Source organism: Vibrio sp. TBV020 (assembly GCF_046056895.1).
Lineage (GTDB): Bacteria > Pseudomonadota > Gammaproteobacteria > Enterobacterales > Vibrionaceae > Vibrio.
In genome coordinates, this window is record NZ_JBEEAQ010000003.1 from 1,089,375 (window position 1) to 1,110,247 (window position 20,873).

Sequence of the window (20,873 nt, forward strand, 5' to 3'; positions counted from 1 at the left end):
GTGTAAAATTATGTATACAGAGAAAAGTATGCATAGCGAAAAATTTTGAGGAAGTAATGGCAGGAAACAGTATCGGACAACATTTTCGAGTGACGACATTCGGAGAAAGTCATGGTATCGCACTAGGATGTATTGTCGACGGATGCCCTCCGGGTCTTGAAATCACAGAGGCTGATATTCAAATTGACCTCGATCGTCGTCGTCCAGGCACTTCTCGTTATACCACAGCGCGCCGCGAACCAGATGAGGTAAAGATCTTATCAGGTGTTTTTGAAGGTAAAACCACCGGTACTTCAATCGGCTTATTGATCGAAAATACCGATCAACGCTCAAAAGATTACTCAGAAATTAAAGATAAATTCCGCCCGGGTCATGCGGACTATACCTACCACCAAAAGTATGGGGTACGTGATTACCGTGGTGGTGGTCGTTCTTCAGCTCGTGAAACTGCTATGCGTGTTGCTGCGGGCTCTATTGCTAAGAAGTACCTTAAACAAGAGTTTGGTGTAGAAATTCGCGCTTACCTGTCTCAGATGGGCGATGTTGCCATTGACAAAGTCGATTGGGATGAGATTGAAAATAACGCATTTTTCTGTCCTGATGCCGACAAAGTAGAGGCGTTTGATCAACTTATTCGTGATTTAAAGAAGCAGGGTGATTCTATTGGCGCCAAGCTTCAAGTGGTTGCAACCAATGTACCTGTTGGTCTGGGCGAGCCTGTATTTGATCGCCTTGATGCTGATATTGCGCATGCGCTGATGAGCATTAACGCGGTGAAAGGGGTTGAGATCGGTGATGGCTTTGATGTTGTTAATCAAAAAGGCAGCCAGCATCGTGACGAGTTAACTCCTGATGGATTCGCAAGCAATCACGCTGGTGGTATCTTAGGTGGTATCTCTACAGGTCAAGATATCGTCGCTAACATTGCTCTTAAGCCAACGTCTAGCATTACGGTTCCAGGTGAAACTATCACTAAAGAAGGTGAACCAACCCAACTAATCACGAAAGGCCGTCATGATCCTTGTGTTGGTATTCGTGCTGTGCCAATTGCGGAAGCGATGCTTGCAATTGTCGTGCTTGATCATTTATTACGTCATCGTGGCCAAAACCATGGCGTATCGACCGATACACCACAAATTTAATCTTTAAGATTTGTTCCTCAAAGCCCTGACCAAAATGTCGGGGCTTTTTTATACCATCAGGAAACTGTAGAAATCTAATTGCTTACCACTTTCCCTATCAAGTAATAGAACGCGAGTATTTCGCTTAACAGCAACATCGATAGCGAGTGCTGCAAAATCAGTGATTTCATCGTAGCAATGGCTTTCAAGAGCAAGAGGTTGGCCTTGATGCTCTACATAAAGGGTTTGTAAGTTGGGACATACGAATGCATAGCGTGGTTGTGTTTGGCTCATTACGTTAACTTTTAATTTATAGTTTTGTAAATTTCACCATTAATTGGACCTAACTACAAAGCTTGCTAAGTAAGCAAAAGTAAAGGTTTTGCTTACACATGCTTACGCTCCTTTCGCGATGATTTTGTTACATTGCGTAAACACAAAGGAGGTGTATTGTGGAGCTAGCGTCTATTTACTCAGTTAAGATGGATTATATTCAAAATCTTGTTCGCTATGAGCGAGGAGGGTTTGTCTATGGCTTTTATCAGGGTAATACTTTCCATAGTGTGTTCCAGCCTATAGTTGATAGCTCTGGGCAGGTATTAGCTTTTGAAGGGTTAGTCAGAATTTACGATAAAGAGGGATATCCTCTGAATCCAGGGCACTATTTTTCATCCATGAAGCCTGGTGGTGAAGCGAGTGTGATTACGACATTACTGTGTGGAAAGCTTCACTCTATCAATCTCGCACACACAATCTACCGAAACAGCAAACTTTTTATCAATGTGTCTCCGTCAGTATTTAATCTGGTAGCTAATCATCGTGAATCTATCGAGTATCTGATACATCGCTTGCGTTGCCTGCGTTTAGTCAGTTCCCAGATCATCTACGAAATTACAGAGTTTGAGGAGTCTGATTTACAAGGTATTCTACAAGGTAAAGCCTATTTAGAGCAGTATGGAATTGCCACTGCATTGGATGATTACGGGGCTTGCTATTCGACAACCGAACGAGCGATGAAGATACGCGCACCCTATTTAAAAATTGATAGAAGTTTCGTCAGTGATGCTAAGTTTGTTAAGCAAGCGGTAGAAGTGGCACGACGAATAGGGGCAAAAACCATTGCAGAAGGAATAGAAACTCGTGAGCAGTTTGAAATGTGTCAGGCAACGGGTGTTGACTACTTCCAAGGTTATTGGATAGCAAAGCCGATGCCGAGCCAAAGATTAGATCAATACCAACCTTTGGCTCTAGTTTAAGGCACGATTACATCTGTGGTATTAACCCTTCGATGCAATCCAGTTGTTGACGTTTTCTTGCACGACTTCCATCGGTTGCTGACCGTAGCGCAGCAGTTGATCATGGAATTCTGCGTAATCAAACTTATCCCCTAGCTGTTGTTGTGCTTTTGCGAGCATCTCCTTAATCACTAGGTAGCCTGATTTATAAGAGACGGCCTGACCAACGTGTGCAGCGTAGCGATAGCTTTCAGATTCAATATCGCCATCTCCGAGTGCTGAGTTGGCTCTCATATAGTCACGAGCTTGCTCAATGCTCCACCCTTTTGCATGGATACCTGTATCAACCGCTAAGCGCATATTCCGCAATTGAGCTTCGTTGAGGCTGCCAAAGTATTGCAGTGCATTACACTCTTGCTCATCGGTATAGATGCCGCCTTGGAATTGGCTGTAATCAATGTCTTTAAGACACATCCCCTTGCCGTTAATAAAGTTAGGTAGTCCTTTCGCATTGAGCTCACCATAAATCCCCATCTCGATACCGAGCCACTCAGTGTAGAGTGCCCAGCCTTCTCCGTAAGCGGTGTACCATATATCTTCCATGTAGCCCGGAATATTCGCGGGTGGATATTCTTTGGCATAAGCATCTTGGAAATGATGCCCAGGCGCTGCTTCATGTAGCAGAAGGGTAGATACATTCCATTTTTGTAAGCTGTAGTCAGGGTTGGTATTAAGTGTAAATACATTGCTATCGTATGATGCGACACCATCATAAAGCTCACCACCTGCAGGGGTTGGCTCTATGCTGTAATCGGTCTTTATAGGTTTAAAGTAACTGGCCACGACATCATTGGCATTGTTCTTAAACGCATAGTAATCAACGAGTGAACTTTCACAGGACGATTGATTTGAGGCTTCTTTACAGACTTCAGCGTATTCTGTGCCATTGATGTTTTTTCCATCACGGCCGAAGAAGAATTGTTCGCTGTTGAGGTAGGCAAAGAACTCTGGTAATTCAACGTTTCCATTCTCATCGACCAGATTAAAAGTTCGCATGGAGACTCGCTTTGTAGTGGGATCTCGGTACATTGCATCGACTTTTGGTCCACGCTTATTAATCACTACTTGAGCGACGCGGATCATTTCCGCTTTAGCTTCAGCAACTAGCGTTTCTCCCATAGTGTGAAGCTCAGGCGCCGATTTTCCAGTCGTACTGTTTCTGTCTAAATGCCATTGGTACCAAGATTGCCCATTTGGTAAATCGCCCCAGCCGATGTGTTCATCCTTAAGTGAACCAGTACCTCTTGCTGTTTTAATGTAGTCGTCATGCAGATAGTCTAAGAAAGCTTGGGTTGCGGTGATCGCTTGATTGACTGATTGAGCATATTCTTCGACAAATTCTGGACTGTAATCTGATTGAGTTTGTAAGTCATTCAATCCTGCTTTTAATATCGCCCAATCATCCGCAACTATAGTATCTAAACTGTTTTGATAGAGACGCTCAATTAATACTTTTGGCAATTGAATTCGTTCTACTTGGCCGAGGCGATATTGAGTTTGTAGATTTTTCACCCATGACGTGTACTCATTAAGTTTAACGAGTTGTTCATGATAGCTTTCTGATGAATTGCCTTCATCGGTCTTTTTGATGGCTGCACCCGCGTCTTCGGCATTCCACTGCATGAAGTTATAAAAGTGTGTGATTGGGACGTCAGGATTACCAAATCGATCGTTAGGAAATGAAGCGCCGCGAATGGCTATTTCGCGATCAAATCGGAAAGTGTCGAAATAGACTTTTTCCTCATCAGTTAGCTGGCTGCGATCAATGTTAAGAAGTTGGTTCAGGTAACGCTGATCAAGCGTTTGTTTTACTGCTGTCATTTGGTCGTTGATGATGCCAAATTCACTGCTGTCGAGCTCAGATACCTGTTGGGAGTAATTGTCTAAAAGTAGATTCAGCTGCTGAGAGGCATTGTTATTTGAGGTAGAACTACAACCAGATAATACTAATGCGATTACCGCAGAGCACGTTGAGACAGATAGGTACTTTTTCATCTTTAAGTCCTTATTTGGATTTATTCGGATCTCTGGCTCATCGTTGCTTATAGATTATTATACTGCTTTGAATAGGGGCAATTTGAACCAAATTCGCTGTTAACTCCCTGCAACCATTAGGCTATAGAAGTGAAGATGGAAAAGGTGCGGATTAGATCACAATAGAATTGCTCGAATAATTAACCGGTTAGAGTCGCTTTTATTCACCCTGAATGAATATCCGAAATTCCAATTAATTGAATCAATAGTGCGTGCTTAGTGTGCACTTTCACTCTCAAATTATGAATATTGTTTGGGCTTTCGCCGAGATACGAGGTGAGTTTTTTTGTAGAAATATTGAGCAGGTCACAATACGTTGAACTCAGCGGGAGAGCAAAGGATATTTATGCGAAGGGAACTGCGCTCTAGGTTAGAGCGCAGCTATTAAGGCTTGCTTAATGTATAGAGCCTTCCGTTTCTAGATGGAAAGAAGGTAAGCGCCATTTGAAGCGAACCGCCGCCATTCTTAGTAAGTAGCCGACAATTAACGTCGAAATGGTTGCGGTGACATCATTCACACCAAGCTCTAATAACCCTAAATAAAGACCTGATGCAATTAGAGCGACTGAGGCGTAAAGCTCTTCGTGTAAAACAAGTGGTGTTTGACGACAGATTAAATCTCTTAGTAACCCACCGAATACACCAGTAACCAATGCCGACACCATACAGATTAGTGCATGGTGGCCCATACCCATCGCCACTTTCGTACCAATGATACTGAATACAATCAGGCCAAGCGCATCCAATCTAATAAATAGGCCTTTTAGTTTAATGACCCATTTCGCTAGGCCAGTCGTTAGAACACCCGCGACACAAGTGATCGCAAGAAATTCAGGGTTTTTAACCCAACCGAGTGGGTAGTGACCAAGTAGAATGTCTCTAACAGTACCACCACCAATAGCCGTTGCACTCGCGACTAGCATTACCCCAAACCAATCCATTTTTCGGCGACCAGCACTTAAAGCTCCAGTCATTGCTTCCGCTGTAATACCAATAATATACAAAACACTTAGCAGCATAGTGAATTCTCAAAAAAGGCCAGAAAACGGCAGATTGATCTTATAAATTTAAGGCGTGAGTGTAGTGGGAAATGTGATCTGTGACGAATGAGATTTTATGAAGACGAAAACGTTTTTCAGATAAATAAAACTAATATCAACACTTTGGGTGTGGATTTGCTTTTTACTGTAAACATGCGAGAATGCCGAGCGCTAAATCCCAACTTCTGTAATTAAGCTATGAGTCACGAGTACCAAGACCTAATCACGATTTTTAACGATACGTTTTTCGACCAATACAACACCAAATTAGAGTTGGGTGGTGATGAGCCAATTTACCTACCTGCGGATGAAGTGAAACCTTATCATCGGATTATTTTTGCTCGTGGGTTCTATGCGTCAGGAATGCATGAGATTGCCCATTGGTGTGTTGCAGGGCCACAACGTCGACTTCTTGAAGATTTTGGTTACTGGTATGAGCCTGATGGTCGTACAGAGCAAGTTCAAGCAGAGTTTGAAAAAGTCGAAATTCGTCCTCAAGCCTATGAATGGATTCTTTCCAAGAGTGCGGGTTTTCCCTTTACTGTCAGCTGCGACAATCTTAATGGTGATTTTGAGCCAGACCGATTGGAATTCATGGCTAAAGTACACCGAGAGGTAGGTAAGATATTCGAACAAGGGATTCCTTTGCGAGTACGTATGCTATCGGACGCTTTAAGAGCCTTTTACCAAGTTCCAGAATTATCTTTTGCTGAGTTTGAAGTGAAGTAAAAACAAGCTGCCGAGTGCAGCTTGTTTTTTATGTCGCTATTGAATAAGCCAGGTGGTTTGTGAATCGTTGTTATGATCAAGGGTATACACTAACGGAGCTGTATTTGGTTCCATAACAGAAACTACGGCGATCAACGAAGGGCAGTGGTTTGGTACACGGAGCTGATATTGTCCTTGCCCGTTTTGTAGCGCTGCCTTAATTAAGCACTTATCGTAATCCACATTCTCCAACCCACCGACACTGTTATCACAAACCGAGATATACACTTGAGAACTGGCCAAGTGCGGAAGGCTGACATCAATATCGACGTTATAGACGGAGTCCAAATTATTATCATGGTCGATCTGTAAGTCTGAGAGCTTGAGAGACTGACCACTTGCAGTGATTGATGCCCCAGAGCCTGTCGATGTACCTGAAGATGACGAACCGCTGCCGCCATCACCGCCGCCACCTCCACAAGCGACTAGGAGTGTGGCAAACAAAAGGGTCAGATAGGATTTCATTGATAGGTTACGCATAATTTTGTCTCCTAATCGATGTAGATGATGGCGTTGTTTGGAGATGTGTACCAAGTGGCTTGTGTTTGTCCACTCGCATCAAGGGCGAAGTCTGCAAATGAAGAATACGCTTCTAGGATGTTTTTACGCTCTTTCGGATGTTTCCACGTAGTGGGTACTTCAATGGCCCATGGCAAACCATTGGTATTGTGATAGTGGGTATCACTAGAAGAAGCATCGACGCCGTAAGATTTGTATCGAGTGTCAAATTTACTGGTTGGCGCTTGATTTTTAAGGTGGATCTCTAAACTGCGGCCCGGATACCCGCCACTGAGTTGATGACCAATATCACCATAATAGTGCCCCGGAGCGGCGAAAATGAAAGGGTCATAAGGGAAGTCTGGCATGGTCGATGTGTCGACAGCGTTTTCGAGGGAGAAAGTTAAGCTCCACGTTGGACGGTAAGTAGTACCACAGTTATCTTGGGTTCGGAACATTGTACAACCTGGGCCTTCACCAGACTCAGTAATGTCCCATAGGTCTTCATGGATAATGAAAACCGCGTCCGTCGTATCTGTTTCCAATACTGTACCTGAAACATCAGAACCATTGATTGTTAAGGTAACGGAATCAGACTTGATATCTTCTTTCGCAACACTTGGTAGTCGAATAGCAAACCCAGAGTGATAATCGCCGCCAAGAGCCGCAATTTTACCCTCGATCTTCATTCGTATCACTTGATCGTTGAGCTGATATTCGGTGAATTTGACGTTCATAAGAACATCATTCATGTCGTAATCGCCAACCATAGGGTATTGGTCTTCATAAGCAAATGTTGTATAGCCGCCGCCACCAGGGTAGATCTCTGTAACAACACCACTTTCTGTTATCTCTACCTGATAGTCTTCGACTTCCCCCGCAGGGACACCACCGCTTGGTCCAATTCCAGAAGTATTAGAGATACGGAATCGAGCCCATGTATCACCAGCAACGGCCCACGTCGGAACAGAGAAGAAGACATCAGAGGTACTATCTGTCATTGATTGGTCACTAATAATAATCTCGTTGGATTCAAATTCCCCATCACGATCGAAATCAATCCATGCATTGAGTACTGAGCTTCCAGAAGTGCCTGATGCAGTGGCGATGATTTTACTAGTTTGTCCTACTTGAATAGGGACTGGGAAGGCAACACCGTCATCATCGTTTGAGCCATCAGAGCTGTCATCACTATCAGGGTAGACACTACCATCCGTTTCTCCGTCGATAAGAGCACCTAGTTTTAGGTCAGTTAAACCGTGGCGAGCACCGGATTGAGCAAAGGTGGTTTTATAGCTATCTGGCGCGTCACCAAAGTCGGTGTATTCACTTGGTTCAACAGGTGCCAGTGCACAGCGGGCTCCATCGTTAGAGTTACTTGAAGGGCCATAAGCAAAAAACTCTGCGGTTGACTGCTCTCCATTGATGGACACTTTGAAGACATAGCCGTTACTGTTGTTGCTTGCGTAGAAATTACCATCTACATCAAAGTAGACAGCGCCAAACGTTAAGCGATAGCCGAGTGCATTTTTGTCTAGCAGTTGATTGAGTCTGTTGGTGGTGCCGGAAGAGACGTCTATTTCCCATAGGTAGCCATTGGAATCAATGGAATACGCAAGGCTATTATCTGGGTGAAAAGCCAAGTCATAAATGGAAGGATTGCCAAACTGACTCGGTGGTGCAGAAAGCTCCATTACAAGTGTTGTAAGGTCAATACGATAGAGCCCATAGCCCGGTCGATAGCCATACCAAGCGTTTTCATCGAGTGAAACGTCACCCACATAGATTGAAGCAGGGGCACCTGAAGGTTTGGTTACCGTTAACAAAGTTTTGGTGAAGGTAGAGTCAATCCGAGAAAGAGATTCTGCACCATAGTCCCAGCCGTAAATGAAATCATCATGTTTGCTGTAACCAACGCCATTAAGTTTCGCGCTACCAAGGTTGGAGTCTAGAGTGACATAGCTACCGACATCAATGTTGACACCAAATGATATTGGAGTCCCTGTTGGGTTTTGAATAAGGAAAGCTTGTGTCGGACAGCTTGAAAAAGGCGTTTCTGCCTGAGCGGCATTTCCACCGCAAAGCAGTAGGGTGATAAGTATGCTGGTTTTAGCAATCTGGAATGTTTTCATTCTCGTTATCCTCGCTCAACTAAGGTGAATATTGGAGAGATTGCACAGGCCATGCCATGCTGTGAGCCCTTGCTGTACGGAGGGTTTGCGTTGCGATTGTCAATGTGAGAAGCTTGGCGCTCTTTTTGAGAATCAAACTGAATTAGGCGATAAAGCGAAATGATTATTGAATTTGAAGAACAGCTACTTGAGCTAATCGATGCGCGAATTTCTACGGCGTCGGACGATGAACTATTTGCTGGTGGCTATCTACGAGGTCATATTTCTTTATCGGCAGCAGCATGCGAAGAAGAAGGCGTTGATGATGTCGAAGCGTTGAAAGAACGTATTCAAGCAAGCCTTGAAGCCGCGCGCTCAGAACTGACGCCTGCGGACCGCACTATCGTTAACGATTTATGGTTAGAACTGGTTAACGCTGCTTAATCCAAATCATTTTTATATCGACTTAATAAAGGGTTGTTCGAAAATTTCGAACAACCCTTTACATTTTTTATAGTTGTTGGTTTTATGCCCGGCAGATATTCTTCTTAACACACAACGGGGAAACAAATTAGGAAGAAGATTATGAAAATTATCGCATTTGGTGCATCAAACAGCTCTACATCAATCAACAAAACATTAGCCGCTTATGCTGCCAACCAAGTTGAAGGAGCAGACGTTAAAGTCCTCGACCTAAATGAGTACCAAGTACCGATGTTTAGCGAAGATACAGAAAAGGAAATCGGTCAAGCGGAAGGTGCAAAAGCATTTTTGGCAGATTTAGCAGAAGCTGATGCGATTATTGTTTCATTTGCGGAGCACAATGGTTCATACACAGCGGCGTACAAAAATCTATTTGATTGGTCTACTCGTATCGAACGCAATGTATTTCAGGATAAGCCAGTGGTTTACCTTGCGACATCACCAGGCCCAGGTGGCGCTCAAACGGTGTTAGGTGCAGCAACAGGTTCAGCGCCATACTTTGGTGCTAAAGTGAAAGCATCTGTTTCAGTTCCTAGTTTTTACGACAACTTCGACCTAGAGTCGGGCTCGTTCCGTAACGAAGAAATCGCTGAGCAAGTAAAACAAGCCGTTAGCGAGTTAGCATCTTAAGTCGATTCGCTAAAATGCAGCAGTAACTCTCTTTAAAAACGCCTTCGCTATGTTGTGTATAGTGAAGGCGTTTTAGTTTGTTTATTGGTTATTGAGCTCTGTGATAGCTTTGCCTTTGCGCAGCTTTCTTACCCACATACGGCTTGGATGAAGCTGTTCTAGCACATCGATAGGCAGTGGGAGAGGATCACCACAAATCTGCGACGCAAGGACTTCAGCAAGCAGTGGTGCTGAGCTTAAACCACGAGAACCTAGGCCCAACATGCAAAACAGATTTGGCTGACTCGGAACATTGACCGCATTTTGTGCCGGTTTTTTCTTATGCAGCTCCGCATATTCCTGTTTTATCGCATCGAACTCCCCGACATTACCAATGAATGGTAGGTGGTCACGGCTTACACAGCGAATCCCTTGGCGAGACAAATCACCAGAAGTATCAACTTGCTCGGGCCAACTCTGATCTGGTACACACTTACGTAACTTGTCACCGTTCTCTTGTTGGGCTCTAGGATCGAAAACATTGTCTAGATGAGAACGATCGTAGCTTGCGCCAATACAGTGGTGACCATTATTTGGGTTTACAGGAGTCATGTAACCGTCATAACACAAAACGGTTTTCAACTGTTTTAGATCATCGGTGGTTGGGATATGGCTAACCTGACCTTTAACTTGCCCTAGAGGAATGTCTGCTGTCTGTGTTAACTCTGCGAATTGATGACCGTTCGCCACGATGATTGTGTCATGGATAAACTGTTGCTCACCTGAATATAGTGTCCATTGTTGCTTCTCTTCACACCAAGCCATGCGTTCAATCTTTGTGTTGAAGTGAGCTTTTAGCTTTGAGCCGCTTTGTAGGTCTTCAATCAAACCTTGGGTCAATTGCGCAGGGCACAACCAGCCACCAAGTGGGTAATGGACGCTTGGCATATCAATGGGTAAACCAATTTTGTTACTGGTCTGAGATTCATCAAGTCGGTGAATTAGCTGAGTATCGAAGTCACCAGTCAGCATCTTCTCTAGCTTAGTCGCAGCGTTCTCGTCCCACATTAATTGCGTTACGCCACACCAATCATGATCGAACTGAACGGTTTCGGTTGCTTGTTCGACAAACTGACGCGCAAACAAGAAAGCTGGTGCAAATACGCGTGACACGCCTTCATGAGCACCATTTAATAACGGATATACAGCACCTTGTCGGTTGCCTGATGCCCCTTGAGCTGGAGTATCATCTTGGCAGTAAAGGGTGACTTGCTTACCACGTCGAGTCAGTGTTTTAGCTAATGTGGCGCTCGCTACACCACCACCAATAATCGCTATAGATTCACTAGAGCTACTCGCACTGCGGTGGAACCAAGGCTTGAAGTTTGAGTCAGGCTTTTTCTCAGCTAGATGGCCGGCAATCATGTCTCGCTTAGTACCAAAGCCTTTGACTTTCTTCATCTCAAAGCCGGCTTCAATTAGACCGCGACGAACAAAACCGGCCGCGGTAAAGGTAGCGCAGGTACAGTCTTGTTTTGCCAATGTTGCCATACCATTGAATAGGTCTTGATTCCACATCTCAGGGTTTTTGCTTGGAGCAAACCCATCTAAAAACCAAGTATCTACTAAACCCTGTGTAGGGACAGGCACTTTTGGCATACAATCTTTGATATCACCAAACCACAGGTCGAGTGTAATCGCTCCGTTTTCAAGTACGATACGGTGACATTCAGGTACAGCAATCGGATAGTGGGCTTGTAGCTTTTTAGCGTACTCAGCCAGCTCTGGCCATGCATCATGTGCTTTAACTAAATCTTGTTGGCTTAACGGATATTTCTCAAAGCTAACAAAATGCAGTTCTTGTAGAGCAGCATCTGGGTTTTTCTGCCTAAAGTTGTCAAACCACTGCCAAACGGCAAGGAAATTTAGACCAGTACCAAAGCCAGTTTCTGCAATTACAAAACGCCTTTGGTCATACGTTTGCCATCTTTCAGGAAGAAGATTCTGATGAAGAAACACGTAGCGAGTCTCTTCAAGGCCGTTCACGTTTGAAAAATAGACGTCATCAAACTGGTCTGAAACTGGCGTTCCAGCGTCATTCCAGCCAAGTTGCGCGTTGGTAATTGTGGTCATGGTGTCGGAAATATGTAAATAGAAGCGATAATATTGTGGTAATTGTACGGTTTTAAGGGAAAGCTGACCACTTTTCCCCGCTATCTTAGTTATTATCTAGCGGATTTTTGAATTATAGGAATGTCATAATGAAACGAGTCGTAATCACCGGTATGGGTATTGTTTCAAGTATCGGTAACAACGTCGAAGAAGTTCTAGCGTCTCTAAAAGAAGGTAAATCTGGTATTACTGCGTCTGAGCAGTTTAAAGAACACGGCCTACGTTCACAGGTTTGGGGTGATCTAAAAATTAACCCAGCAGAGCACATTGACCGTAAACAGATGCGCTTTATGGGTGATGCGGCTGCTTATGCATACCTATCAATGCAGCAAGCAATTGAAGACGCTGGCCTAACTGATGAGCAAGTGTCTAACGATCGTACTGGTATCGTTGCAGGTTCAGGTGGCGCATCAGCACTAAACCAAACTGTAGCGACAGATACAATGCGCGCGAAAGGCGTTAAGCGTGTAGGTCCTTACATGGTGCCACGTACAATGTCTTCAACAGTATCTGCGTGTCTAGCTACACCATTTAAAATCCGTGGCGTGAACTACTCTATGAGTTCAGCTTGTGCAACGTCTGCACACTGTATTGGTCACGCGATGGAACTTATCCAACTTGGTAAACAAGATATCGTTTTCGCAGGTGGTGGTGAAGAGCTAGATTGGTCTCAAACTATGATGTTTGACGCAATGGGCGCTCTTTCTACTAAGTACAACGAGACTCCAGAAAAAGCATCACGTACTTACGATGCAGACCGTGATGGTTTTGTCATCTCTGGTGGCGGCGGCATGCTAGTTATTGAAGAACTAGAACACGCTTTAGCTCGTGGCGCGAAAATTTACGGTGAGATCGTAGGTTACGGCGCAACCTCTGACGGTTACGACATGGTAGCTCCTTCTGGTGAAGGCGCGGTGCGTTGTATGAAGATGGCGATGCAAGATGTTGATAGCATCGACTACGTAAACACACACGGTACATCTACTCCTGTAGGTGACGTGAAAGAACTTGGTGCTATCCAAGAGCTATTCGGTGACAACAGCCCTGCAATCTCTGCAACGAAAGCAATGACTGGTCACGCTCTTGGTGCTGCCGGCGTTCACGAAGCAATTTATTCTACACTAATGCTAGACAACAGCTTTATTGCTCCAAGCATTAACGTAGCGAACCTAGACGAAGCGGCTCAAGGCCTAGACATCGTGACTGAAAAACGTGATGCAGAGCTAACAACCGTAATGTCGAACAGTTTTGGTTTTGGTGGCACAAACGCTACGCTAGTTATCAAGAAGTACCAAGGCTAACTGAATTTGCAGCGGTGTGGGCGTTAGGCCAAACATACTGCAATCCAGTTTCCAGAGCTGATTCACCTTTAGTCATAAAGGTGAATCTAACAGACGCAGACTTTAACCCATGGAGAGCGGGTTAAGATCCTTTTGTTCTGGACTATTGCCCGGCTATTACGCCGGGCATTTTTCTATCTGCAGTTTGGTATAATCCTCGACAGTGACGAGCCTTTTCTGCACAATCAATTCAATTGCCATTCAAATATACAAGTTCATGAAAATCCTAATCGATGAAAACATGCCTTACGCTGAGCAGCTATTTAGCCAGTTAGGTGAGGTAGTACTAAAATCAGGACGCACATTCACTGCTGAAGACTTAGTAGATGTAGATGCGTTAATGATTCGTTCTGTGACTAAAGTTAACGCTGAGCTAATTGAAAAGGCCAATAAACTCAAGTTTGTCGGAACGGCCACTGCGGGAATGGATCATGTTGATCAAGCGCTGCTAAAAGAGAAAGGCATCTTTTTCACCGCAGCGCCGGGTTGTAACAAAGTAGGTGTTGCAGAGTATGCCTTTAGCGTAATGATGCTTCTTGCACAGCAACACGGTTTCTCAGTGTTTGATAAGACGGTAGGTATTATTGGTGCTGGTCAAGTCGGCAGCTACCTACAGAAATGTCTTGAAGGTATTGGCCTTAAAGTGCTTATCAATGATCCGCTCAAGCAAGCGGAAGGGGATACTCGTACATTCACCGAGCTAGAAGTTCTCCTCGAGCAAGCTGATATCATTACTCTACATACGCCAATTACTCGTGATGGTGACTATCCAACGCATCATCTTATCAATGAATCTGTGCTCAATAATCTACGCAGTGATCAGATTCTAATTAATGCCGCTCGTGGACCAGTAGTAGATAACGCTGCTCTTAAAGCGCGATTACAGAAAAATGATGGCTTTATTGCAGCGCTAGACGTGTTTGAGTTTGAACCAGTGGTTGATATGGAGCTTCTGCCTCTGCTAGCATTCGCAACCCCTCATGTAGCCGGTTACGGATTAGAGGGTAAAGCTCGTGGTACGACAATGATCTTTAATAGCTACTGCGAGTTTTTAGGTAATGAATTACGTGCGCATGCCAGCGATTTGCTACCGACTGCTCCTGTACCACAATTGGTGTTGGATCGAGAGTGGGATGAAGCAACGCTGCACAACATCACGCAGCTAGTCTATGATGTGCGTAAAGATGACGCCTTATTCCGCCGTGAAATCAGTAATCCAGGCTCTTTTGACCTGATGCGTAAAAATTACTGGGATCGTCGCGAGTACAGTGCAGTCACATTAGTCGGTGAGGAAACAAGTAATCTATCACCACTAGAAAAATTAGGTTTTCAGGTTGAGGTAAGTCAATGAGCCAACAATACAATGTTGCTGTTTTAGGTGCTACTGGTGCAGTAGGTGAAACAATCCTTGAAGTTCTACAAGAGCGCAAGTTTCCAGTTGGAGAGATCTACCTACTAGCGAGTGAGCGCAGCGAAGGCAAGACATACCGTTTCAATGGTAAAACTGTTCGAGTTCAGAATGTAGAAGAGTTCGATTGGTCACAAGTTCATATTGCTCTGTTCTCTGCTGGTGGCGAACTTTCAGCGAAATGGGCACCGATTGCAGCAGATGAAGGCGTTATCGTGATTGATAACACCTCACAGTTCCGTTACGAGTATGATATTCCTCTGGTTGTGCCTGAAGTTAACCCTGAAGCGATCGCCGAATTCCGTAACCGTAACATCATCGCGAACCCTAACTGTTCAACCATTCAGATGTTGGTTGCACTAAAACCAATTCACGATGCGGTAGGTATTGAGCGTATCAACGTTTCGACCTACCAGTCCGTGTCAGGTGCAGGCAAAGCAGGTATCGACGAGTTAGCAGGACAAACGGCGAAGCTACTTAATGGTATGCCGGCTGAAACTGAGCAGTTTTCTCAGCAAATTGCCTTTAACTGTATTCCTCAAATCGACCAGTTCATGGAAAACGGCTACACCCGTGAAGAGATGAAAATGGTCTGGGAAACGCAGAAAATCTTTAATGACCCAGCTATTACAGTAAACCCGACATGTGTTCGTGTTCCTGTATTCTACGGTCACGCAGAAGCGATTCATCTAGAAACATGTGCGCCAATTGATGCTCAAGAAGTGATTAACTTACTAGAGAACACAGAAGGCGTTGAAGTTTTCCATGGTGATGACTTCCCAACTCAAGTTCGTGATGCTGGCGGTAAAGATCACGTGATGGTTGGCCGTATCCGTAATGACATCAGCCACCACAGTGGTGTAAACCTATGGGTCGTTGCTGACAACGTGCGTAAAGGTGCAGCAACTAACGCAGTGCAGATTGCAGAAGTGCTGATCCGAGATTACTACTAATCTGTTGATAACTTGATATGTAAAGCCTCGCCATTGTGTGAGGCTTTTTTAATCGAATTAAGAAAAATTGTGTGAGATTAATGCGATTATGGCGTTAGGCACACATTTTTTGCCTCTACGCCTATAGTTTTGGTGAGTTTATCCGATATATTTAACAGATCATTGTCTTTAATTTAATTGAGCACATAGCTGAGCCTTATATGCGTCGACTTTTACAGCGTCTACTATTGCCATTAGCGATGGTTGCCGTGACTCAAACTTCTATTGTGAATGCAGAGAGCATTCGTCTTAAAGGGCCGAATGGAGAGATTCAATCATCTCCCCAGTTTTCAGAGCCGCTCTCTCGCAATACACGTGTGACAGATGAACCTTCTCGCTTTTACGGTCCAACGACTGGCCAAGAGACACTGTGGAGTATCGCAACAGAACTGCGACCATCAAACAGTGTGACTGTTCAGCAAACGCTTTACGCCATTTTCCAACTCAACCCTCAAGCGTTTGACAATCAGAATATCCACGAATTGATCCCGCGAAGTACAATTCGAATCCCTTCACTTAGCCAAGTCCGAAGTGTTAGTACTCAAGAAGCAGTCAATGTGATGGCTGCGCACCAAGCTCGCCTTGGTAAAGCTGTACCAGCAACAACAGTGACACCTGCTACACCAGTTACTAAACCGGCACAGCCTACCATTGAAGAACCTCAGCCTCAGGCAGAGCAGGCTCCTTCAAATGCTCAAGATAGCGACTTGAAAGCTCTGGCTGAAAACGAAAAACAACAGCAAGTTAAGTCACTTGAAAATCAACTAGAACTGTCTGAAACGGAGCTTGTTGCCCTTGAAGAGAAGAACCACAAGCTAAGATTAATGCTTGCGGATGTTCAGTCGGAAGTGGATGTTCTAAAAGATGAGTTAGGTGATGAAAATCGAATTCGTAACGAGGTTGAAAAATTACTCGAAGAGGAACGTCGACGCTTAGCTGAAGAACAAAAGCTTGCCCCTTCTGCTCTAGAGCAGTTGTTCTCTAACACATGGTTGGTTGCTGCGCTCGCTATCATCCCAGGTTTACTGATTGGCTTAATCGTTATGATGTTATTAGGCCGACGTTCAAAAGAAGAACAGTCTGAAGCACCAGTAGAACAACAGTCTCCACCACCTGTTGCACCGGTTGTTCCAGAAACGCTTAACGATGAGATCGATGATGACTTATTGCTTGATGACGACTTATTTGGTGAGTCGGAAGATGACAGCGAAGCGCTATTCGGCGATGAAACTGAGTTGGCAGAAGATGAGTCAGATGATGTATTTGCTGATCTTGACGACGGCGATCTGGACTTCAACCTTGAAGGGGAAGATGGCGACGACCCATTCGCAGGTATTGGTGATGATGGCGATCTTGATGAATCTCTTGCCGATGCGGATCTAGGCTCAAACGGTATTAGTGTTAATGGTGATGAAAAAGCACTTGGCCTTGAAGAAATGGAGCGCGCACTTGATGAAGTAGTCATCGATGGTACTGATGATGAAGAAGCGTTTGACCTCTCAGACGAAGGCGAGCTGTCTCAAGATGATTTTGACTCTTTACTAGCAGGTGATGGCGACGCAGAGGATCTCGGTACGGACGAGCTCGATCAAGCGCTGCTCGATGACTTGTTTAATGATACCCAAGATTCTTCAAGTGACGATTTAGATATCGATAGCCTGTTAGATGAAGGCGGTTTTGATCTAAGTGATGAGTCGGATGACTCTTCACCAGAGTCAGGCTTAGCTTCTGACAGTGAGATCGATGACATCTTCGCTCAAATGGATGCGCAAGCGGATCTAGAATCTCTGGAAGCAAACGCTATTGATGAAACGGCGCTGCTTGATGAGATGCTAGAGGAAGATAGCGTTGATATTAGTTCAGATAGTACCGAGTTACTTGATGAACTCATGGATGAGCAAAATTTAGATACGACTTCTCCGACTAAAGAGAGTAGTGATGATCTCTTTGACGAGCTGATCACCGCAGATGATGAGATTGCTGAAGATAGTACGGATCTCCTAGATGATTTTCTTACTGACTCAGAAGATGAAGGCGACTTCGATTTAGATGCTGAGCTGGATGATCTGATTGGTCAAGATCTGACAGACACTGTTGAGCTACAAGACGAAAGTACCGAGCTGTTAGATGATGTTGTTGAATCTCAATCAGAGACTTTGCAAGCAGATGACTTGGGTGACGACAGCACGGATCTATTTGAAGAGTTGCTTGATATCGAGAAGCAAAATGCTGAGCAACCTGAAATTGCGATCGATGAGACTCAAGATTCTGTTTTAGAAGAATCCTCGGAAGACCTACTGGCAGATTCTCAAGATGATAAAGACTTCGCTAGTGAAGATTTTATCGACGACATGCTTAGTGTCGCTCCTGAAGCCGATCCGCTTTTAGAAGAAATCGATCTCGACGAGCCAGACGATGTTGAGCCGGAACAAACAACGGCTGTTGACATGCCTGACCTCGAGCAGAGTCTTGCAGAGCCAGAGCCAGAGCCAGAGCCAGAGCCAGAGCCAGAGCCAGAGCCAGAGCCAGAGCCAGAGCCAGAAGAAGACGAAGATGATTGGCTAACTTCTGCAATTGAAGAAGTTGAGAGCCCAGATTTCGATTTGGATGACGATCTAGATATAGAACAACCGACATTAGACTCTCAGTTAGATGAAGAAGAGGCTGCAATACCACAGTCTCAACTGGATGATGAGAATCAAGACGATGATGATTGGTTAGACTCAATTGTTGATGAGGTCGAGAGTGCCTCGTTAGAAGATGAGCCAGTGCTGGTGGAAGAGTCTCCGTCTGTCGCACTTGATGATGTAATTTCAGAATCAGGCGCAGAGCAATCAGAGATTGTTGAAGAAGATCTTCTTGCACAACAGGAGCAGAACCAAGCACCATCTGATGAAGCTCCTGAAGCTCCTGAAGCTCCTGAAGCTCCTGAAGCTCCTGAAGCTCCTGAAGCTCCTGAAGCTCCTGAAGCTCCTGAAGCCCCGAAGAATGAAAGCGTTGACGAGTCTCCAACGCCGTCTGCAACACCAAATGAATTTGGCATTCCACAAGATGATGATTGGTTAATTGATGAACCTGAATTACCTGAGCCAGCAGTTGAAGTAGCGGATGCCGCTATTGAACCAGAGGATCAAGTAGAAGAGCCATCATTAGAAATTGATGACCTTGAGCTGCCAGAGTACAGCGAAGAGGACGCACTAGCGGATGCGACTGCTGCGCCTGAGCTAGAAATACCAGAGCCAGTAGCAGAAGAGCCATCATTGGAGATTGATGACCTTGAGCTGCCGGAGTTCAGCGAAGAAGACGCACTAGCGGATGCGACTGCTGCGCCTGAGCTAGAAATACCAGAGCCAGTAACAGAAGAGCCATCGTTAGAGATTGATGACCTTGAGCTGCCAGAGTACAGCGAAGAGGATGCACTAGCGGATGCGATTGCAGCACCTGAGCTTGATATTCCAGAGCCAGTAGCTGAAGAGCCATCATTAGAAATTGATGACCTTGAACTGCCAGAGTACAGCGAAGAGGATGCACTAGCGGATGCGATTGCAGCACCTGAGCTTGATATTGAGCCAGTAGCAGAAGAGCCATCGTTAGAGATTGATGACCTTGAGCTGCCAGAGTACAGCGAAGAGGATGCACTAGCGGATGCGACTGCTGCGCCTGAGCTAGAAATACCAGAGCCAGTAGCAGAAGAGCCATCATTGGAGATTGATGACCTTGAGCTGCCGGAGTTCAGCGAAGAGGATGCATTAGCGGATGCGATTGCAGCACCTGATTCTTGATATTCCAGAGCCAGTAGCAGAAGAGCCATCGTTAGAGATTGATGACCTTGAGCTGCCAGAGTACAGCGAAGAGGATGCACTAGCGGATGCGATTGCAGCACCTGAGCTTGATATCCCAGAGCCAGTAGCAGAAGAACCATCATTAGAAATTGATGACCTTGAGCTGCCAGAGTACAGAGAAGAGGACGCACTAGCGGATGCGACTGCTGCGCCTGAGCTAGAAATACCAGAGCCAGTAGCAGAAGAGCCATCATTAGAGATTGATGACCTTGAGCTGCCGGAGTTCAGCGAAGAAGACGCATTAGCAGATTCTGAGTTAGAGCTTGAATTGCCCGATCCAGTGACTGAAGAAGCATCACTTGAGATTGGTGACTTGGACTTACCAGAATATGGTGAAGAAGATGCGCTAATGGACTTAGAGCCTCTGTCGGAAGAGTTGCCTGCAGAAAGTGATGACTTTGAATTGGACCAAGTAGAACTTCCTGAGCTGGGAGAGATTCCTGCGGAGAATACTCTTCCACAATCGGATGAGCTTGAAATGCAGCGTCAAGAATTCAACGAAAGCACGTTTAATGAGCTTTTGTCTGAAGATGATACGCAGTCAACGAATTTCTCGTTTGATGCTCCTATTGATGAGACAACCTCTGACAGTGCGGGTATGGATATCGATGCCATGCTCGAAATTGGTGAAGATTGGAATGGTTTCAGTTTGTCCGCCGATCAACAAGCGGAAATCTCGGATGATATCCCAGAGGACGAGCAAGATGTTTGGTCACAAGATAACCAACCGGAACAAGCTCAGATTTTGGACGAAAACTGGGAAGACCAGCCTGATTTAGATGAGTTTAACCCTCAGGCTAACAAATACCGCACCATCGACGAATTGATGGCAGAGGTAGAGTCAGAAGAAGCGCAAGAAATTGATGAAGAGCTTAAGCTTGATGTTGGTTTGAACGACTTCCCAGATGTGATTGGTGACATTGGCGCTGGTGCTGATGTGGATGCCAACTCTGAAGCAGCAGGTAAGCTTGATCTTGCAAAAATCTACCTTGAAATGAATGACTCACAAGGAGCAAGAAAGCTTCTGGAAGAGGCGATTGTGGATGGTAGTGATGAGATTCGCCGAGAAGCGAAGAACTTGATAGACGTAATTAACAAGTCTTAGTTAGATAGATGAAAGGGGGCAGTTTAGCCCCCTTACTTTTTGGTATATACTTCCC

The 20,873-nt window shown here is 44.9% G+C and carries 16 protein-coding genes; 10 read left to right on the forward strand and 6 right to left on the reverse strand.

Annotation, left to right across the window (positions count from 1 at the left end):
• Positions 1–56: 56 nt before the first annotated feature.
• Positions 57–1,142 carry a chorismate synthase gene (aroC, locus tag AAFX28_RS12990; RefSeq protein ID WP_408688217.1) on the forward strand — a complete coding sequence of 362 codons (1,086 nt, stop codon included), beginning with the start codon at positions 57–59 and terminating at the stop codon, positions 1,140–1,142.
• 48 nt (positions 1,143–1,190) lie between these two features.
• On the opposite strand, the gene AAFX28_RS12995 is transcribed toward aroC, so the two are convergent.
• Positions 1,191–1,415 carry a hypothetical protein gene (locus tag AAFX28_RS12995; RefSeq protein ID WP_408688218.1) on the reverse strand — a complete coding sequence of 75 codons (225 nt, stop codon included), beginning with the start codon at positions 1,413–1,415 and terminating at the stop codon, positions 1,191–1,193.
• Positions 1,416–1,573: 158 nt separating this feature from the next.
• Between AAFX28_RS12995 and AAFX28_RS13000 the strand changes: the two genes are divergently transcribed.
• The gene (locus AAFX28_RS13000) at positions 1,574–2,377 is read left to right on the forward strand and encodes an EAL domain-containing protein (protein WP_408688220.1); all 804 of its coding nucleotides are present in this window, start codon (positions 1,574–1,576) and stop codon (positions 2,375–2,377) included.
• Positions 2,378–2,398: 21 nt separating this feature from the next.
• Here the strand turns inward: AAFX28_RS13000 and AAFX28_RS13005 are convergent, their stop codons facing one another.
• Both AAFX28_RS13005 and AAFX28_RS13010 read right to left on the reverse strand, forming a co-directional pair.
• Entirely contained in the window at positions 2,399–4,411 is a 2,013-nt protein-coding gene (locus AAFX28_RS13005; RefSeq protein ID WP_408688222.1) for a DUF885 domain-containing protein, read from the reverse strand.
• 434 nt (positions 4,412–4,845) lie between these two features.
• Positions 4,846–5,469 (reverse strand): trimeric intracellular cation channel family protein, encoded by a 624-nt coding sequence (locus AAFX28_RS13010; RefSeq protein ID WP_408688224.1) that lies wholly within the window; start codon positions 5,467–5,469, stop codon positions 4,846–4,848.
• Positions 5,470–5,688: 219 nt separating this feature from the next.
• Here AAFX28_RS13010 and AAFX28_RS13015 point away from each other — a divergent pair, with 219 nt between their 5' ends.
• The gene (locus AAFX28_RS13015; RefSeq protein WP_408688225.1) at positions 5,689–6,219 is read left to right on the forward strand and encodes an elongation factor P hydroxylase; all 531 of its coding nucleotides are present in this window, start codon (positions 5,689–5,691) and stop codon (positions 6,217–6,219) included.
• A gap of 36 nt (positions 6,220–6,255) precedes the next feature.
• Here AAFX28_RS13015 and AAFX28_RS13020 read toward each other — a convergent pair whose 3' ends face one another.
• Complete coding sequence (locus tag AAFX28_RS13020; protein WP_408688227.1) at positions 6,256–6,738, reverse strand: hypothetical protein; 483 nt, start codon at positions 6,736–6,738, stop codon at positions 6,256–6,258.
• Positions 6,739–6,749: 11 nt separating this feature from the next.
• Entirely contained in the window at positions 6,750–8,888 is a 2,139-nt protein-coding gene (locus tag AAFX28_RS13025; protein ID WP_408688229.1) for an LruC domain-containing protein, read from the reverse strand.
• A gap of 159 nt (positions 8,889–9,047) precedes the next feature.
• Here AAFX28_RS13025 and AAFX28_RS13030 point away from each other — a divergent pair, with 159 nt between their 5' ends.
• Both AAFX28_RS13030 and AAFX28_RS13035 read left to right on the forward strand, forming a co-directional pair.
• On the forward strand, positions 9,048–9,311 hold the full coding sequence (locus tag AAFX28_RS13030; protein WP_408688230.1) for a YfcL family protein: 264 nt from the start codon (positions 9,048–9,050) through the stop codon (positions 9,309–9,311).
• Between the two features lie 141 nt (positions 9,312–9,452).
• Positions 9,453–9,980, forward strand: a complete 528-nt coding sequence (locus tag AAFX28_RS13035) for an NADPH-dependent FMN reductase (RefSeq protein WP_408688232.1) — start codon at positions 9,453–9,455, stop codon at positions 9,978–9,980.
• 81 nt (positions 9,981–10,061) lie between these two features.
• On the opposite strand, the gene mnmC is transcribed toward AAFX28_RS13035, so the two are convergent.
• Positions 10,062–12,092 carry a bifunctional tRNA (5-methylaminomethyl-2-thiouridine)(34)-methyltransferase MnmD/FAD-dependent 5-carboxymethylaminomethyl-2-thiouridine(34) oxidoreductase MnmC gene (gene mnmC / locus AAFX28_RS13040; protein ID WP_408688234.1) on the reverse strand — a complete coding sequence of 677 codons (2,031 nt, stop codon included), beginning with the start codon at positions 12,090–12,092 and terminating at the stop codon, positions 10,062–10,064.
• A 128-nt stretch (positions 12,093–12,220) separates the two neighbouring features.
• Between mnmC and fabB the strand changes: the two genes are divergently transcribed.
• The 5 genes from fabB to AAFX28_RS13065 all read left to right on the forward strand — a co-directional run bounded on the left by fabB (position 12,221) and on the right by AAFX28_RS13065 (position 20,818).
• Positions 12,221–13,432, forward strand: coding sequence for a beta-ketoacyl-ACP synthase I (gene fabB, locus AAFX28_RS13045; protein WP_408688236.1), 1,212 nt, complete (start codon positions 12,221–12,223; stop codon positions 13,430–13,432).
• Positions 13,433–13,688: 256 nt separating this feature from the next.
• A complete protein-coding gene (locus AAFX28_RS13050; RefSeq protein ID WP_408688238.1) occupies positions 13,689–14,822 on the forward strand; it encodes a 4-phosphoerythronate dehydrogenase in 1,134 nt (377 codons plus the stop codon).
• Positions 14,819–15,832: an aspartate-semialdehyde dehydrogenase gene (locus AAFX28_RS13055; protein ID WP_408688240.1), complete on the forward strand. Its 1,014-nt coding sequence runs from the start codon at positions 14,819–14,821 to the stop codon at positions 15,830–15,832. The genes AAFX28_RS13050 and AAFX28_RS13055 overlap by 4 nt, the downstream gene beginning before the upstream one ends.
• Positions 15,833–16,032: 200 nt before the next feature.
• Positions 16,033–19,653: a FimV/HubP family polar landmark protein gene (locus AAFX28_RS13060; RefSeq protein ID WP_408688242.1), complete on the forward strand. Its 3,621-nt coding sequence runs from the start codon at positions 16,033–16,035 to the stop codon at positions 19,651–19,653.
• Positions 19,628–20,818 carry a FimV/HubP family polar landmark protein gene (locus tag AAFX28_RS13065; RefSeq protein WP_408688244.1) on the forward strand — a complete coding sequence of 397 codons (1,191 nt, stop codon included), beginning with the start codon at positions 19,628–19,630 and terminating at the stop codon, positions 20,816–20,818. Before AAFX28_RS13060 ends, AAFX28_RS13065 begins: the two co-directional genes overlap by 26 nt.
• The last annotated feature ends 55 nt before the right edge of the window (positions 20,819–20,873 follow it).

Coding starts and splice junctions, on each gene's coding strand:
- aroC (WP_408688217.1), top strand. CDS start 57: ATGGCAGGAAACAGTATCGGACAACATTTTCGAGTGACGACATTCGGA.
- AAFX28_RS12995 (WP_408688218.1), bottom strand. CDS start 1,415: ATGAGCCAAACACAACCACGCTATGCATTCGTATGTCCCAACTTACAA.
- AAFX28_RS13005 (WP_408688222.1), bottom strand. CDS start 4,411: ATGAAAAAGTACCTATCTGTCTCAACGTGCTCTGCGGTAATCGCATTA.
- AAFX28_RS13010 (WP_408688224.1), bottom strand. CDS start 5,469: ATGCTGCTAAGTGTTTTGTATATTATTGGTATTACAGCGGAAGCAATG.
- AAFX28_RS13015 (WP_408688225.1), top strand. CDS start 5,689: ATGAGTCACGAGTACCAAGACCTAATCACGATTTTTAACGATACGTTT.
- AAFX28_RS13020 (WP_408688227.1), bottom strand. CDS start 6,738: ATGCGTAACCTATCAATGAAATCCTATCTGACCCTTTTGTTTGCCACA.
- AAFX28_RS13025 (WP_408688229.1), bottom strand. CDS start 8,888: ATGAAAACATTCCAGATTGCTAAAACCAGCATACTTATCACCCTACTG.
- AAFX28_RS13030 (WP_408688230.1), top strand. CDS start 9,048: ATGATTATTGAATTTGAAGAACAGCTACTTGAGCTAATCGATGCGCGA.
- AAFX28_RS13035 (WP_408688232.1), top strand. CDS start 9,453: ATGAAAATTATCGCATTTGGTGCATCAAACAGCTCTACATCAATCAAC.
- mnmC (WP_408688234.1), bottom strand. CDS start 12,092: ATGACCACAATTACCAACGCGCAACTTGGCTGGAATGACGCTGGAACG.
- fabB (WP_408688236.1), top strand. CDS start 12,221: ATGAAACGAGTCGTAATCACCGGTATGGGTATTGTTTCAAGTATCGGT.
- AAFX28_RS13050 (WP_408688238.1), top strand. CDS start 13,689: ATGAAAATCCTAATCGATGAAAACATGCCTTACGCTGAGCAGCTATTT.
- AAFX28_RS13055 (WP_408688240.1), top strand. CDS start 14,819: ATGAGCCAACAATACAATGTTGCTGTTTTAGGTGCTACTGGTGCAGTA.
- AAFX28_RS13060 (WP_408688242.1), top strand. CDS start 16,033: ATGCGTCGACTTTTACAGCGTCTACTATTGCCATTAGCGATGGTTGCC.
- AAFX28_RS13065 (WP_408688244.1), top strand. CDS start 19,628: ATGCGATTGCAGCACCTGATTCTTGATATTCCAGAGCCAGTAGCAGAA.